Genomic DNA, 15862 nt, shown 5'->3' with positions numbered 1-15862 from the left:
CCAGGTTATATCTCCTGAGCAAAAACTCTAGCTTCCTTATCAACTCCTAAGACATCGTCTAATGAAGTACATGCAAAAGCTTTATAGTTTTCCATAAGCTTGGATAATTTATTCAAAATATCATGCCAAGCAATTTCTCCCCTTAAAAATCTATAAACTAACACATCGTTAGCAGCATTGAAAAATGCTCCTGAGGACCCTTTATCATTTAAAACTTGACGAGCTAAACGAATGCTAGGGAATCTCGCTTCATCTATCGGGAAAAATTCTAACGTGTGCTTCTTAGAAAAGTCCATCCCTTGGCAAGGAGTTGAGAAACGTCTTGGCACTGTTAATGCGTGTTGTATGGGGAAGAGCATGCTGGGCGGATTCATAACAGAAAGCACCGTACCATCAGTAAATTCTACCATACCGTGAATTAAACTCTGAGGATGAATTACTGCATCAATCTCTGCGTTTTCTAATCCAAATAACCAATAAGCTTCAATAATTTCCAATCCTTTATTCACCAGTGTAGAAGAATCTACTGTAATTTTCGTCCCCATATGCCATACAGGATGATTTAAAACATCTTGAATGGTTATATGAGCCATCTCATCTTTGGATTTATAAAATAACGGACCTCCTGATGCAGTCAAAATTAATTTTCTAACCTCACTAGGATCTTTTCCTTCTAAACATTGGTATAAAGCATTATGTTCACTATCTATGGGGACAACTTGAGTTTGATATTGCTGAATGACTTTTTTAATTATTTCCCCAGCAGAAACTAAAATTTCTTTATTTGCTAACGCTAAAACCTTCCCTGCTTTAATAGCCTCCATAACTGCAGATAAAGCAGAAATTCCTGAAGAAGCAGCAACCACGATATCCACTTCTTGAGCCGTTGCTGCCGCTACTAAGCCCTCTTCACCAAGAAATACTTGAACTTTGGGAAATTCTTTAGAGACTTCGGAGTATAGCTGCTGATCATATACTGAGACTATTGAAGGTGAAAACTCTCGAATCTGATCAAAAAAGACGTCCTTATTATTCCCATAGCAAGCAAGCGCAATTACCTTGAATGTATTGGGTAGAGAACGAATTATAGTTAAAGCTTGCCTCCCAATACTTCCTGTAGATCCAAAAATTGCTAAGCGTTTCAAATACAACTAACCTTAATAATACAAAAGAAGAATCATACCCTTAGATTTAAGAGTTGTCAATTCTGTTCAAACTCCGTATTGAGAATTTCTTAGAAAAGAATCTCTTACTATGCTGAAACAGCACGACCACTGTATAAATCATAAGCAATAAAATAACAGAAAGCCCAGAAGTCGATAAACCAACATTATAGGATGTGAGGATTGCTCGAGAACATGCAGGAGCTAGTAAAGCAACGATTACTCCAAAAAAAAGAGACCAAGCCAGCATACTCCGGGCAGAAGGAACAAAAATTTTAGCAATCAAACCTGGTATTAATAAAAAGGCCAGGGCCATGAGAACACCAACTGCTTTAAATGCTCCTACTAAACTCACAGATAATTGTAAAATAATAATATAATCAATGATCTTAATAGGAAGACCTAAAGAATGAGCAAATACGGAATCAAAAGAAACACAAATAAAACTACGAAAACCTAAAAAAGAAATAACTAAATTGACTAAAAGCATCATATAAACAGGAAAAATATCCTTGGAAGTCAAGGAATCTGCATTTCCTAAAATAAGTTCCGTACCTATATGGGCATTACGTGTTAAAAATACTAAAAAAAGTAAACTGACTGAAAATAACAAAGAAAAAACTAGAGCGGTACTGGCTTCTTCAGGAACATGGAAAATGTTTCTAATAAAGTAAATTAAAAAACCGGTGAATAATGCCGTAGAAACCGAGGCAAGAGTTAATTCTCCTAAAGATAAATGACTCAATTGATGAGTGAATAAACAAATACTTACTAATCCTAATAGGACAGTATGCGAAACCGCATTAGCATACATAGCCATTTTCTTTAGAACTACAAAACTCCCAACAACAGCTCCAGAAACGGCAATCGCTAAAAAAATCAAAACCTGAATATCATCAATAAACAAGTGGCTCCGGAATAATTCTCCTGAAAATACCCTAGAGAAAAAAACAACAAAAAATTGCATAAAAGAAACCCCAGAATATGGAGAAAATGCACCAATCATAGCCCCTCCTTTTTCTGTTGTTTCTGGGGAATCACACGGTCATGTGGATCATAGTAGGGATTATCCAACATTTCTGTAAGTGTAGAATCTAAATCTTCCGTTAAAATATGCTCTATTTCTTCTGCAAACTCATGAACCTCTGCCTCCTTAAAATCTAAGGAACGCACAAGATAACATTCCCACAGCCTATGGGAACGAACTAACCTTTCTGCTTCCCTCCTCCCTCGATCAGTCAGGCTCCAATAGCACCCTTTACGCTTTAAAAAACCTCGTAACTTAAGCAACCAAATTCTAAACCAAGGAAATGGCCTAGGCCCAAAATATTCTTGATACTTATAAGAACAAACAAAATCTCGTGCCCCAACTTCAATAAGCTTGTCCTCACTTAAATACCAAAATACCTTTAACAAATGCTCTTGATTCTTTAAAAAAGCAAATCGTTGTCTACGAATCGACCGAATGATCCAACCGGATTTTGGAGAAAATAATAAACAAAGAAAAACTAAAATCCCCGAAATAATCACAATTAAAGGACCTGTGGGCAAAGTAATTAAGCCAGAACGACCAGGAACACGACAAGTTATAGCTACAGAGATATAACTACCTAGAGCACCACAAATACCACCAAACACACTAGAGCATATAAAAATATACGAAAGCCGATCAGATAATTGACGTGCAGCCAAAGAAGGAGCCACAAACATAGCAGATATCAATACAATACCCACGGAACGTACGCCGCAAACAATCACAAGAGAAATAAATATTAACATGATCGTTTTTGAAACTGTGGTGCCTAATCCACAGGTAACAGCATAATCCTTGTCAAATAAAACAACGACAATTTGACGATACAACCACCAGATGAAAAATGAAGAAATAAGAAAAATGAGAACAGCTAACTTTGCTTCTGCATAACCTAGGGTTGCTGCTTGCCCATATAAATAAGCGTGGATACGATTATAAAGCTGGGGACAGCAATCTTTCGCATAGCTAGCTAAGATAACACCCATACTAAAAAAACTTACAAGAATAAAGCATAAAGAAGCATCTTTATGCATTTTAAGTTGTTTTTCTAAAAACATAATCAGGCCATATCCCAAAATTGATGCCAGACAGCCAAAAATAATAATTACAATAATAGAATCAGAAAAACAGACCCCTTTAGTACTTAGTAAAGCACCAAAAATCAATCCAGGATAAGAAGCATGCGATAGACTTTCGCTTAACAATGGTTGCCTACCAACTAGCAATATAGTCCCCCATAAAGCTATGGTCATACAAATAATTGTAACGGCTAAGAAGCTGGATAAAAATACTGAATCACTAAAAACACAACTGAACATTGATTAACAGGTCCCCTGATTCTTTCTCCTAGAAAGTTTAAGAGAACGATCTAGTAAATCCAGTTCACAACCATAGGCTTGAAAAATATTTTCATTAGTCAAACATTCATCTACAGTACCACAGCAAACCAAATGCTTGTTTAATAAAATAATATGATCAAAAAGCTGGCGCACATGACTGAGATCATGATGGACAACAACAACAGTCTTTCCTAAAGACTTTAATTCTTGCAACACACTCACCACAGTATGATATGAAGCCATATCAATAGCTGAAAACAACTCATCCATCAAATACAGATCTGTTTTTTGCATAAGGGCGCGAGCTAGGAATGCTCTTTGCTGCTGTCCTCCTGAAAGTTTACCTATTTGTCTATTGGACAAATTAGACAAGCCAACACGCTCTAAAATTTTATAAGCTTCCTGACGATCATCTTCAGTAATTCTTCCCCACATTCCTTTGTAGCCATAGCATCCCATAAGCACAAGATCTAGGACAGTCATGGGGAAATCCCAATCCACACTGGCTCTCTGAGGCATATAAGCAACGCGTTGATAGACTTTCTTAAATTTCTTTCCAAAAAACAATGAAGAACCTGCCGAAGGGCGGATTAATCCTAAAGAGGTTTTCAATAAAGTACTTTTTCCAGCTCCGTTAGGCCCCAAAACTGCGGCTAAAACGCCCTTTTTTAAAGAAAATGAAACGTGGCATAAAACATCAGCATAATCATAGTTTACACATAAATTATGAACAGACCACGCTATGTCATTATGTTTATTCAAAAACAGTTCCTCCTAGTTCTTTAACAATAGTACGTACATTATGTTTAAAGGTATGAAAATAATCCTGCTGAACATTGTCACTATATAGGGGGGCTTTTGCTAAACGGACATCATGTCCTTTTTGCAAGCACGAAATGATTTTTTTTAGTGCATCTTGATTTAAAGTATCTTCTGGGAATACAACGCGTACATGATGTTCTTGAATATATTCTGCTACCAACATAATATCTCGGATACTAACTTGTGCTTCTGGAGATGTTCCTTCAGGAGAAATGCATCGTTTAATCCAAGTATTATTTTCTACCTCTTGATCACTAGCTAAATAGCGACGAGTAAAATAACTGAAAGCATTGTGTCCCGAAACCAGATAACGAGACTCCTCCGGAATAGTTAGCAAACACTTTTTAGCCCACTCATCCAGAAGCTGCATCTCTTCTAGCAGAACCAAGGCATTAGCTGTAAACTCCTCCGCCCATTGAGGAAATTCCTCGACCAATGCCTTAGCCATTTCCTTAACTCCTTCACGCCAAATACTAATATCTAGCCAAATATGAGGATCATAAACCCCATCTTCTTCTAAAGGAACAAAAGCATTATTGTTCAACAATCGTGAACCAATATTTACCACCTTTGGATTCCCTTCTATGTGCTTACGCAAACTTACTGTATGTTCTAATCCCAACCCATTACAAAAAATTATTCGACTCACAGCAATTTTATCCTCATCGCCTTTCACCATTTCATAGGTATGGGGATCAATCGAACCATTGATAAGGACCATAGGGCTAACTTTATCACCAACAATCCTACATACACAATCGTGTAGCATACGATTCGTGGATAAAACATAAACCTTTTGGTTGTTTTCAACATGAGAAGAAGAACACCCACTAACTATAAAAATGAATGTCAAATAAAGTAGTTTATGCACCTTTTTTAATAAGTAGGGCTCCATAGACCTCCATTAAGGAAATTAGCTTGCACGTACAACTAAATCCACAGCAACGAAACTCTTAAGATTATATAAACAGAATATAAAAGTCTCGTTAATTCAGAACATCTACTTGAAAAAATAAAGAAAAGAATATCCCTTATTTTTTCTAAAAAACAGAATTTATTTGGAAAAGTCCAATTTGCAGAATAAATCCACTCTTTAATTATGAGGATGTGAACGTTTCGAGTAAAAACTTCTCCTTCTTACTTATGATTGCTTCTTTTAAATTTATTTATGAAACATAAGTGATATTTTTCTTGAAAATATTATTGCTAAAAAAAGCAAGACTCAACATAAATTATCTCTCTAAAATAAAGAGAACTTTAATTTTATTGTTCTAAACATTAATTTGAAAGTATGCCAATTTTTACTTCTAACAAAGTTAGCATAGATTGAGTTTAATAAAGATTTAGCAAGTTATAGAGGTGAGTCTCATGGTCGTAGAGCAGTCGAATGCAAATGAAGAAATGGAAAAACTGATCTTAAAAGCTATTAAAAAGGTTTGCGGAAATAAAGAAAACGACCTGTGCCGCTATCTTCCCGGGCCAAGTGGTGGATATATGCATCACTTCACATTAAAAAAAATGAAAACAGCTTCTCCTGAGCAATTCTTAAAAATGTTAAAAACATTTATCCTAGAATCTGATTCACCAAGAATGATTAATCCAAAACCGAGAGCTCCTAGAGGATCAAAGAAGCGTCGTGATTTCATTAATTTTACAAAAACCGATATCGAACGCGTTCTAGAATTAGCTAGACGGGTGGGTGATAAGGATCTCTTAGCAAGATTTAGTCCAAAAAAGCCCCTACCCTCTCTAAAGCGAGAGTTAATTCGATCTATTCGTAATGGCATTGTCAGCTTTGAATTATGGAACGCCTACGTAGAGGCTGTTAAGACAAGCTCTTCGAACGTAGACTCACCTCAGTCTTTCGTTTAAAAAAACTTAACAATAGATTGTTTTCGACTTTCATTCATTTTCTTTGGTTAAGGAATTGTTAACCTCTTGTTAGCCTTTTTCCTTGTCAATTAGAGAAAAAATTGATACTCTAAAAAGCCGAAAATCAAAATTAATTGTTTTTAAAACAAAAAAACTAGTACTTTATAAATAAATTTAAATAAATCAAGCTATTTCAGAGGGTAATATGACACAAACAGCGGAAAAACCTTTTGGAAAATGGCGATCTTTCCTCTGGCCGATACATACGCATGAGCTAAAGAAAGTGTTGCCTATGTTCCTAATGTTCTTCTGTATCGCATTTAATTACACTATACTACGTGATACAAAAGATACTCTTATCGTAACGGCTCCTGGATCTGGTGCAGAGGCTATACCTTTCATCAAACTGTGGCTTGTCGTTCCGTGCGCTGTTGTTTTCATGCTCATTTATGCAAAACTAAGCAATATTTTAAATAAACAAGCCCTCTTTTATGCGGTTATTTCTCCATTCCTACTCTTCTTTGTTTTATTCCCTACAGTGATTTATCCTTTCCGTGATATTCTTCACCCCACTAATTTTGCTGACAAATTACAATCTTTTCTGCCTCAGGGGCTAGCAGGTTGTGTTGCTATGCTGAGAAACTGGACTTTCGCAGCATTTTATGTCCTCTCAGAACTCTGGGGAAGTGTAATGCTTTCTTTAATGTTCTGGGGTTTTGCTAATGAGATCACTAAAATTAGTGAAGCAAAACGCTTCTATGCTTTATTTGGAGTTGGAGCAAATATTGCGCTTCTTGCTTCCGGCCGTTCAATTATCTGGGCTTCTAAACTTCGTGCAAGCGCTGCAGCAAACACAGATCCTTGGGGGCTTTCTCTCTATCTCTTAATGGGGATGGTTTTACTTTCAGGCGCTGTAATTGTTTTATGCTACTGGTGGATGAACAAATACGTTCTTACTGATCCAAGATTCTATACTCCTGAAACCAACAAATCTAAAAAATCTAAGCCAAAGATGAGCATTAAGGAAAGTTTTGCTTACCTTGCAAGATCTCCTTATATGCTATATTTGGCCCTTTTAGTTATCTGCTACGGTATTTGCATTAACTTAGTAGAAGTTACTTGGAAAAGCCAATTAAAAATGCAATATCCCAATGCTAATGAATACAGCCAATTTATGGGGAATTTCTCTTTCTGGACCGGAGTCGTCTCTGTATTTGTTATGTTATTTATTGGTGGTAACGTTATTCGTAAATTTGGTTGGTTAACAGGTGCTCTTGTTACTCCTGTTATGGTATTAGCTACGGGCGTTCTCTTCTTTACTTTGGTTATCTTTAGAGATCAGTCTTCCGGTATTGTTACAGCACTAGGAACAACACCATTAATGCTTGCTGTTATTGTTGGAGCTGTCCAAAACATCTTATCTAAATCCACTAAATATGCATTATTTGATGCAACTAAAGAAATGGCTTATATTCCCTTAGATCAAGAACAAAAAGTTAAGGGTAAAGCGGCTATTGATGTAGTTGCTGCTCGTTTTGGAAAATCTGGAGGATCTTTAATTCAACAAGGGTTGTTAGTAATTTGCGGAAGCATTGGAGCTATGACTCCTTACTTAGCTATAGCTTTGTTTGTCATTATTTCCATATGGTTAATTTCTGCTACAAAGCTTAATAAGCTCTTCCTAATTCAATCAGCCTTAAAAGAACAAGAAGCTTCCATAGAAGGAGAAGCTGCTGCTACTGTTAATACGGTAGAAGAACCTTCAGAACCTTCAATTCAAGGAACTCCTGCTGTTGAAAACGCGTCTTCATAAAGCTTTTTTAAATAGAAAGATTTTCTTTTAACAAAATCCCTAGTTGTATTTTTACAATTAGGGATTTTTAATGTATGTAATCTAAAAGAAAATACTTCTTATTCTACTACTGCTAGTAGATTGACAACTAACTATTCTCTGTCTAACATATCTCTCAGAGTAGTTTCTCTAAGTGAAAGTTGTATTTTGAAAAATTATAAATTAGAAAACATCCGCAATTTTTCTATTATTGCTCACATTGACCACGGGAAGTCAACAATCGCAGATAGATTGCTTGAACTAACAAGTACTGTAGAACAAAGAGAAATGCGAGCGCAACTTCTAGACTCCATGGATCTAGAAAGAGAGCGCGGCATTACTATTAAAGCTCACCCTGTTACAATGACGTATATGCATAATGGGGAAATTTATGAGCTCAACCTTATTGATACCCCAGGTCATGTCGATTTCTCTTATGAAGTATCACGTTCATTAGCTGCTTGCGAAGGAGCTTTACTTATTGTGGATGCTGCTCAAGGAGTCCAGGCACAAAGTCTAGCTAATGTTTACTTAGCTTTAGAACGTGATTTAGAAATTATTCCTATTTTAAATAAAATCGATCTCCCAGCGGCTGATCCCGAAAGCACATGCAAACAAATTGAGGACTATATAGGCTTAGACACGACCAACGCCATTTGTTGCTCAGCAAAAACAGGCCAAGGAATACCGGAAATCCTTAAAGCCATTATCGAACTTGTCCCACCTCCCCAGGTTCCCAAAGAATCTGAATTAAAAGCTTTGATTTTTGACTCCCACTATGATCCCTATGTAGGAATCATGGTTTACGTACGTGTGATGAGCGGGGAAATTAAAAAGGGTGACCGAATTACTTTTATGTCTACTAAAGGCTCCTCTTTTGAGGTGCTAGGAGTAGGAGCTTTTCTTCCCGAAGCAACATTAATAGAGGGTTCTTTAAAAGCTGGTCAAGTGGGGTACTTTATTGCCAACCTAAAAAAAGTTAAGGATGTTAAAATTGGTGATACCGTAACTACTGTAAAGCATCCTGCCAAAGCACCTCTTGCAGGCTTCAAAGAAATTAATCCCGTAGTATTTGCTGGAATCTATCCAATTGATTCTTCAGATTTTGATACTTTAAAAGACGCTCTAAGTCGCCTACAACTTAACGATTCTGCTTTAACAATAGAACAAGAAAGTAGTCACTCTTTAGGCTTTGGTTTCCGCTGTGGCTTTCTTGGCCTTTTACATCTAGAAATTGTCTTCGAAAGAATTACAAGAGAATTTGATCTAGATATCATTGCTACAGCACCCAGTGTGATTTATAAAGTCATATTAAAAAATGGAAAAACTCTATTCATAGATAATCCAACAGCATATCCTGATCCTGCGACTATTGAACATCTTGAAGAACCCTGGGTACATGTAAATATCATCTCCCCTCAAGAATATCTTAGTAGCATTATGAACCTATGTTTAGATAAGCGAGGGATATGTCTAAAAACAGAGATGTTAGATCAACGTCGTCTAGTCCTTTCTTATGATCTTCCTCTAAATGAGATTGTCTCTGATTTTAACGATAAATTAAAATCAGCAACTAAAGGCTATGGATCTTTCGATTATCGCCTGGGAGATTATCGTAAAGGTGCTATAATTAAATTAGAAATTCTAATTAATGAAGAACCCGTAGATGCATTTTCTTGTCTCGTACATAGAGATAAGGCTGAAGCTAAAGGAAGAACTATTTGTGAAAAGCTTGTAGATGTGATTCCTCAACAACTATTTAAAATTCCCATTCAAGCAGCTATTAATAAAAAAGTAATTGCACGAGAAACCATACGAGCTCTGTCTAAAAACGTCACCGCTAAATGCTATGGTGGAGATATTACAAGAAAACGTAAACTATGGGAAAAACAAAAAAAGGGAAAAAAACGCATGAAAGAATTTGGAAAAGTATCTATTCCCAATACGGCATTTATTGAAGTATTAAAAATCGATTAAATAGCCACATTTTTCGTTAGAGACTCTCATTTCAGAAAGCCTCTTTCTCCGTGTACAAGAAAAAACATTGATAAGTTTAACTTACTTGTTTAGTCGTCTTTGTCCCTATCCAATCTGTATGGTAAAATTCCCCTCGAGGACGATCTTTGCGTTCATAAGTATGGGCTCCAAAGTAATCACGTAATCCCTGAGCTAAAGCTATAGAAGAATCTTTCATGCGATACCCATCATAAAAAGTAATAGCAGCAGCTAAACAAGGAATAGGATATCCCGACCCTACAGCATAGGCTACTGTTCTACGCCAACCAGATTCAGAATTTTGCAGCACAGATTTAAAATACCTCTGCAAGATTAATGAAGGTGCTTGCGGTTCCTTTTTAAAACCATGATAAATATCTCCTAAGAATGCACTTTGTATTATGCATCCCCCTCGCCATAATAAAGCAAGCTCTCCTAAATCTAACTTCCATTGATACTCATCCGAAGCCTGCTGTAACAACATAAACCCTTGGGCGTAGCTAATAATTTTAGAAGCATATAAAGCCTGGAATACATCTTCAATGAACGTGTGAGGATCTCTAGGCTTTTCAAACACTATAGGAACCCCTGGAAGTTCTTGAGAAGCCTTCTCTCGAATAGATTTCCATGAGGATAGGTAACGTGCTAGAACAGATTCAATAATTAGAGATAAAGGAACATCAGAAAAAATTGCATCCGCCGCTGTCCATTTTCCTGTACCTTTTTGCCCCGCAACATCTAAAATTGTATCAATAATAGGGAACCCTGCTGAATCCTTCGAGGCTAGGACGTCTACAGCAATTTTCATCAGATAACTCTCTAATTCACGATGATTCCATTCAGCAAATATAGTAGACACTGCTTCTGGAGAAAGATCCAAACGAGTTCTTAATAGTCCATATGCCTCACAAATTAACTGTATGTCACCGTATTCTATACCATTATGCACCATCTTGACATAATGCCCGGCCCCCCCTGTGCCTATCCAAGAACAACAAGAGTTTCCCTCTACTTGTGCTGCAATCTTCTGAAAAATAGGAGCTATCAAAGGCCAGGCCTGAGAATTCCCTCCTGGCATAATAGAAGGGCCATGACGAGCTCCTTCTTCTCCGCCAGAGATTCCCATGCCCACGAAGAGAATTCCTTTATCCTTAAGCTGTTGGTAACGTCTTTCAGAATCTTTATAATAGCTATTTCCCCCATCAATAATAATGTCGCCAGCATCAAGGTAGGGCAATAGGGATTCTATACTTTGATCTACGGGAGCCCCAGCTTTAATCATAAGCATGATCTTTCTAGGACGTTTTAAAGAACATATAAAGCTCTTTAAATCCTCATATCCTTGTAACAAGCCATTGCTTGGATTCTGGTGAAGAAATTCTCTTGTTTTCTCTGTACTGCGATTATAAACAGAAACAGAAAAACTATGATCTATCATATTTAAAACAAGATTTTTCCCCATTACAGCCAAGCCAATAAGTCCGATATCTGATTTCTCTACCACCTGCTCTCCTCACTCATTCTAGATACACAACAAGCTTCTTTTTTTTACCCTGTGCTAGTAAAACATAATGATCATAACATACTTGTGTATCTTCACAAACATCATGTTCAGACATAGGAATATTATTAATATATAAGCCTTTTTGCGCGATTAATCTTCTAACCTCTCCCTTGGAAGAACACAATCCAATCTCTACACAAATATCCATCCATCTCTTCCCTAGCACTTGGGACTTTCTTAAAGAAACTCCATGCCCTAAGGAAATAAGATTTTGAAAATCCTGCTTCGACATACTTGCTTCTTTACCAGGACGTATACTCTGCGTGATGGATTGAGCAGCTTTTAATCCTTCTTCTCCATGTATAGAAGTCACAATAGTTTCAGCGATAAACTTCTTTGTAGACAATGGTTCGGTAAGTAATTGTTTATCTAAATCAAAAATGTCCTCATTACTTAATAAAGTTAAAGTCCGAGCAATCTTAGGAATTTCGGTATCAGCTAACCGTAAAAAGTATTGATATAAATCATAAGGAGAAGTTTTTTGGGGATCTAACCACAATGCTCCTGATTCGGTTTTTCCGATTTTCTTTCCTTGACTATTTGTTAGTAGTGGATAAGTCAGTCCATGTGCCTGTCCTAAGCCACACCGCCGAATATAATCAATTCCTGAAGTAATATTTCCCCATTGATCACTACCCCCGCACTGTAAACGTACACCGTAATTTTCCCATAGAAAAGCAAAATCATAAGATTGCAGGAGAATATAGCTAAATTCTGTATAACTAATGCCTTCTTCAGATTGAATACGTTGCTTCACAATATCCTTGGAGAGCATAGTTCCTATCCGAAAATGTTTTCCTATATCTCTAAGAAAGTCAATCATGGTAATATTTTGAAACCAGTCCAGGTTGTTCACAACCTGGACACCAGGCAAATGATAAGCCAGACATGCAGCAATCTTCTGACCATTTTGAATAACTTCGCTACGTTGTAATAAAGTCCGCTCTGTACTTTTACCTGAAGGATCTCCAATCATTCCTGTCGCAGAACCAATCAAAGCTATAGGAGTAATCCCAAATTGGGCCATTCTACGTAAAAAGCATATCCCAATCCAATGCCCTATGTGCAAAGAAGAAGCTGTAGGATCAAATCCCACGTAAGCCGAGATTTTTCCTTTAAGAGTAGCTAATCCAGATGAGGTATCTTCAAGAATACCTCGTTCTTTTAAATGCTTTATAAAATTTTGCATCATAACAAAAACACTTATCAGAGAAATGATCTTAACTATCCATGTTCTTAATATGCAAGATTCCTATAGAGGATAGCGTAAAAAGATTGCTTATAGGAATAAATTCGTATCTTGTTTAGAATTAGTTTCGTTTGCCAGATGAGAAAACTATGATCAACCCTACTAATACAAACACGACATTTGTTTTCACCGACATGATTTCATTAAGAATATCTAATCGGGCTCTTTCTATTCTTTGCGTTGTGCTTTTTACTCTTGCAATGATTATGATTATAGGCTGTTGTACAGCTTTAATTAGTTCTAGAAATATTTTCTTTTTATTTTTATCTACTTTAGGTGGGATAGTATTGAGTGTGGGCATCATCTTACATCATGCCCTCCTATCTAGAAAAAATTATACGCAGATTTCCTAAGCGAATGCAGATAAAGCAATTCGTAGCTTCATGAGAGCTTTAGAGTGAATTTGAGACACACGAGACTCACTTACACCAAGGATTTTTCCTATTTCCTTTAAAACTAAATCTTCATAATAATAAAGAGCCATTACTTTACGCTCTCGCTCATCAAGCCCTTGAATAGCAGCTGTTAAGAATCGAGTAAACTCTTTTTTATCTATAGCATCATACCCTGTTTCTGCCCGCTCGTCGGGAATTCTCTCCTCCAGGGCTATTCCTTCTCCATCATAAAATGAAGATCTTTCTTCATTTAATGAAATAATCAGTGCTGGACGTGCAGAAATAAACCATTCTGATAGCTCTTCTTGAGAAATTTGAAAATACTCACAAAGATCCCCATCCGTCGGTTCTTTCCCTAAAGACTGGCGTAAATTTTCTATAGCTTCTGATAACTTATTTGCCTTTTGATAAACACTTCTAGGGACCCAATCTTGCTTTCGCAAATCATCAATAATTGCAGCTTTGATTAAAAATAGAGCATATCCCTCAAAACGACGACTTCTCTCTGGATCAAATCTCTCCACAGCTCGCACTAATCCTTCAATTCCAGAAGAATAGAGATCTTCCGCCGTTACATGTGAGGGCATGCCAATAATCAAACGATGCACTACATTCTTTACTAAATACAAATAGGCATCGATAAGAGTATCTCGATACTCAACATTGTGAGTTTCCCAATACAAATCCCAAATTTCAGAAATACTGTTTTTTATTTTGTTTTCCACAATTTATTAAAAATAATTTCTAACAATAGTTCTAATTAAACCATTTTTATTTTTTTTTGTAATTCTTCTCATAATTAAAGAGCCAAAACTTCATCAGAAACTGATCCTAATAAAGACAGGGGGATTTCTTCTGGAAGCTCATTATGGGATAGTACCAAAAGATCAGGGAAATGGGGCTCGATGATTTTTCTTAGCTCGCACCGAGATTCATATCCAGTGACAATCGCTCGGAAATCTCCTCCTTGAGATCGCTGGAGTATACTCTTTACCTGGTTTACTACTTTATTACACATTAAAGGATGCGATTGTGAATATAAATCGCTGATCATTCTCTCTACATGAACATCTAAGGTAATAATTTCTAATGCATTTTCCTTATCCCATAAAGACCTTCCAATATGTTTCCCCAAATGCTTACGAACCTTTTCTATTAGAGTCTCTATATTTTCCTCATGAGATCCATAAAGAGCAATGGATTCAAGAATCTTAGGGAAAAACCTCAAGGAAATGCGCTCTCTGACAAGAGCTTTCGCCAAAAACATCAAAGAATTTTCTGAAATTTTTTTAGGAATAATTTCATCAACCGATATGCCCCAAACTTCCTGAGCATTTCTAATTAAAGCCTTAATATGCTTACCATGAAGAACTTCTGGAGCAAGACTTCTCAATATAGGGAGAAGACTATCTAAAGTCATTTCTTTGAAATAGAAGGGCTGTCCTTCATAACTTAAACACAAGGTTTTCCCTGTGTGCATTACACATAATTGCCTGGGTAATGCTATGCCCAACTCTTCAAAGACAGCTACACAAGCTTGATGATAAACACTATGGGGATCTTTTCCTGAATACTCTTGGGGAAGGTAAAGATATAATTTTTGCAAATTCTCCCATTGAGGCGACATAACATCTTCTTGAGATTTTTTTTTATATCCTAAGAGTAATGATGTCACGCAAATGACAATAAGAGTCTTTGGAATTCCAGGAATGAACAGAAAAAAAGAAAATACAAAAGCAATAATACGAAACTGTTCACGCACTTGTTCATAGTAGTGATGCATGTGCTCTATCAGCGTGTCTCTTTTTCCTACCTTAGATATAAGAGTCGCCGCAGCACATGAAGTAAGCAACGCAGGAACTTGACTCACTAAGGCATCGCCTATAACTGTCAGCCAAAAACTGTAACTATCACAATCTAAAGAACTGGCAAAATAAATAGCAGCACAGGAATTGACGATTAGCAAAATGCATCCTACAATGGCATCCCCTTTAATAAAACGAAATACTCCTTCCATTGAAGAAAAAAAATCACTTTCTTCAAATAAGTCCTGCTTCACTTTTTCCACGTCGACACTTGAAAGCCTTCCTTGGAATACATCAGAATCTAGAGACATCTGTTTCCCTGGAAGAGCTTCTAAAATAAAGCGTGCACGTACCTCAGCAACACGTTCGGCTCCTTTAGCAACAACCAAAAAATTAACTAAAAAAAACAGACAACAGGTAATGACTCCGGCCCCCAAACTTCCTAAAGAAAAAAATCGTCCCAAAGAGAAAATCATGGGGGAGGCCCAACCTGACGAGAGAATCCAACGTGTTGAGGCAAGGTTCAGGCCTAAACGAAACAAACAAAGATAGAGAAATAAGGGTGGGAAAAGCTTAGCTGAGTAAATTGACTTTAAAGAAAACACCCAGAAAACTAGGGTGAATGTAAAGATCAAGTTAATGCATAACCCAATATCTAATAAAACTTGGGGTAGTGGGAACACGAGAGAAAGAAGAATCCCTAAGGGAATAAGAGTCATTTGCCATGTTTTCTCTTGTGTAGTTATCACTCAGCGCCTCCCTTATGAGACTCTTCTAGCTTTTTCAATACTGT

Annotated in this window: 13 protein-coding genes; 4 read left to right on the top strand and 9 right to left on the bottom strand. The window is 36.7% G+C overall.

What is annotated here, in order from left to right; genetic code table 11:
- Positions 1 to 5: 5 nt before the first annotated feature.
- Genes dxr through M787_RS03945 form a run of 5 tightly spaced genes read right to left on the bottom strand, consistent with a single transcriptional unit; the run spans position 6 to position 5253 of the window.
- Complete coding sequence (gene dxr, locus M787_RS03965) at positions 6 to 1145, bottom strand: 1-deoxy-D-xylulose-5-phosphate reductoisomerase (protein ID WP_021828283.1); 1140 nt, start codon at positions 1143 to 1145, stop codon at positions 6 to 8.
- A gap of 46 nt (positions 1146 to 1191) precedes the next feature.
- Positions 1192 to 2169 (bottom strand): metal ABC transporter permease, encoded by a 978-nt coding sequence (locus tag M787_RS03960; RefSeq protein ID WP_021828282.1) that lies wholly within the window; start codon positions 2167 to 2169, stop codon positions 1192 to 1194.
- The gene (locus M787_RS03955) at positions 2166 to 3515 is read right to left on the bottom strand and encodes an iron chelate uptake ABC transporter family permease subunit (protein ID WP_021828281.1); all 1350 of its coding nucleotides are present in this window, start codon (positions 3513 to 3515) and stop codon (positions 2166 to 2168) included. The genes M787_RS03960 and M787_RS03955 overlap by 4 nt, the downstream gene beginning before the upstream one ends.
- Before the next feature lie 3 nt (positions 3516 to 3518).
- Complete coding sequence (locus M787_RS03950; RefSeq protein ID WP_021828280.1) at positions 3519 to 4298, bottom strand: metal ABC transporter ATP-binding protein; 780 nt, start codon at positions 4296 to 4298, stop codon at positions 3519 to 3521.
- Positions 4291 to 5253 carry a metal ABC transporter solute-binding protein, Zn/Mn family gene (locus M787_RS03945; protein WP_021828279.1) on the bottom strand — a complete coding sequence of 321 codons (963 nt, stop codon included), beginning with the start codon at positions 5251 to 5253 and terminating at the stop codon, positions 4291 to 4293. The genes M787_RS03950 and M787_RS03945 overlap by 8 nt, the downstream gene beginning before the upstream one ends.
- 473 nt (positions 5254 to 5726) lie before the next feature.
- On the opposite strand from M787_RS03945, the gene ddbA reads away from it, so the two are divergent.
- The 3 genes from ddbA to lepA all read left to right on the top strand — a co-directional run bounded on the left by ddbA (position 5727) and on the right by lepA (position 10038).
- Entirely contained in the window at positions 5727 to 6230 is a 504-nt protein-coding gene (ddbA, locus tag M787_RS03940) for a DNA binding protein DdbA (RefSeq protein ID WP_021828278.1), read from the top strand.
- A 205-nt stretch (positions 6231 to 6435) separates the two neighbouring features.
- Entirely contained in the window at positions 6436 to 8043 is a 1608-nt protein-coding gene (npt1, locus tag M787_RS03935; RefSeq protein WP_021828277.1) for an NTP/NDP exchange transporter Npt1, read from the top strand.
- 186 nt (positions 8044 to 8229) lie between these two features.
- Complete coding sequence (lepA, locus tag M787_RS03930) at positions 8230 to 10038, top strand: translation elongation factor 4 (RefSeq protein WP_021828276.1); 1809 nt, start codon at positions 8230 to 8232, stop codon at positions 10036 to 10038.
- Positions 10039 to 10114: 76 nt separating this feature from the next.
- Here lepA and gnd read toward each other — a convergent pair whose 3' ends face one another.
- Together gnd and tyrS are read right to left on the bottom strand one after the other, a co-directional pair.
- Complete coding sequence (gene gnd / locus M787_RS03925; protein ID WP_051273840.1) at positions 10115 to 11518, bottom strand: decarboxylating NADP(+)-dependent phosphogluconate dehydrogenase; 1404 nt, start codon at positions 11516 to 11518, stop codon at positions 10115 to 10117.
- Between the two features lie 55 nt (positions 11519 to 11573).
- Complete coding sequence (gene tyrS, locus M787_RS03920) at positions 11574 to 12809, bottom strand: tyrosine--tRNA ligase (RefSeq protein ID WP_021828274.1); 1236 nt, start codon at positions 12807 to 12809, stop codon at positions 11574 to 11576.
- A gap of 149 nt (positions 12810 to 12958) precedes the next feature.
- On the opposite strand from tyrS, the gene M787_RS04860 reads away from it, so the two are divergent.
- Complete coding sequence (locus M787_RS04860) at positions 12959 to 13222, top strand: hypothetical protein (protein ID WP_021828273.1); 264 nt, start codon at positions 12959 to 12961, stop codon at positions 13220 to 13222.
- Here the strand turns inward: M787_RS04860 and M787_RS03910 are convergent.
- A complete protein-coding gene (locus M787_RS03910) occupies positions 13219 to 13989 on the bottom strand; it encodes a FliA/WhiG family RNA polymerase sigma factor (RefSeq protein WP_021828272.1) in 771 nt (256 codons plus the stop codon). The two genes, M787_RS04860 and M787_RS03910, sit on opposite strands and share 4 nt — an antisense overlap.
- Positions 13990 to 14063: 74 nt before the next feature.
- Entirely contained in the window at positions 14064 to 15788 is a 1725-nt protein-coding gene (locus M787_RS03905; RefSeq protein WP_040429755.1) for an FHIPEP family type III secretion protein, read from the bottom strand.
- Between the last annotated feature and the right edge of the window lie 74 nt (positions 15789 to 15862).

Source organism: Chlamydia gallinacea 08-1274/3 (assembly GCF_000471025.2).
In the GTDB taxonomy this organism is placed as follows: Bacteria; Chlamydiota; Chlamydiia; order Chlamydiales; family Chlamydiaceae; genus Chlamydia; species Chlamydia gallinacea.
Note: the sequence above shows the minus strand (reverse complement) of the source record. Positions and strands in the feature narration are given on the sequence as shown.

What these genes read in the sequence shown, in the direction of transcription:
- M787_RS03960 (WP_021828282.1), bottom strand. Translation starts at nt 2,169, where the DNA reads ATGATTGGTGCATTTTCTCCATATTCTGGGGTTTCTTTTATGCAATTT.
- M787_RS03955 (WP_021828281.1), bottom strand. Translation starts at nt 3,515, where the DNA reads ATGTTCAGTTGTGTTTTTAGTGATTCAGTATTTTTATCCAGCTTCTTA.
- M787_RS03945 (WP_021828279.1), bottom strand. Translation starts at nt 5,253, where the DNA reads ATGGAGCCCTACTTATTAAAAAAGGTGCATAAACTACTTTATTTGACA.
- ddbA (WP_021828278.1), top strand. Translation starts at nt 5,727, where the DNA reads ATGGTCGTAGAGCAGTCGAATGCAAATGAAGAAATGGAAAAACTGATC.
- npt1 (WP_021828277.1), top strand. Translation starts at nt 6,436, where the DNA reads ATGACACAAACAGCGGAAAAACCTTTTGGAAAATGGCGATCTTTCCTC.
- gnd (WP_051273840.1), bottom strand. Translation starts at nt 11,518, where the DNA reads ATGGGGAAAAATCTTGTTTTAAATATGATAGATCATAGTTTTTCTGTT.
- tyrS (WP_021828274.1), bottom strand. Translation starts at nt 12,809, where the DNA reads ATGCAAAATTTTATAAAGCATTTAAAAGAACGAGGTATTCTTGAAGAT.
- M787_RS04860 (WP_021828273.1), top strand. Translation starts at nt 12,959, where the DNA reads ATGATCAACCCTACTAATACAAACACGACATTTGTTTTCACCGACATG.
- M787_RS03905 (WP_040429755.1), bottom strand. Translation starts at nt 15,788, where the DNA reads ATGACTCTTATTCCCTTAGGGATTCTTCTTTCTCTCGTGTTCCCACTA.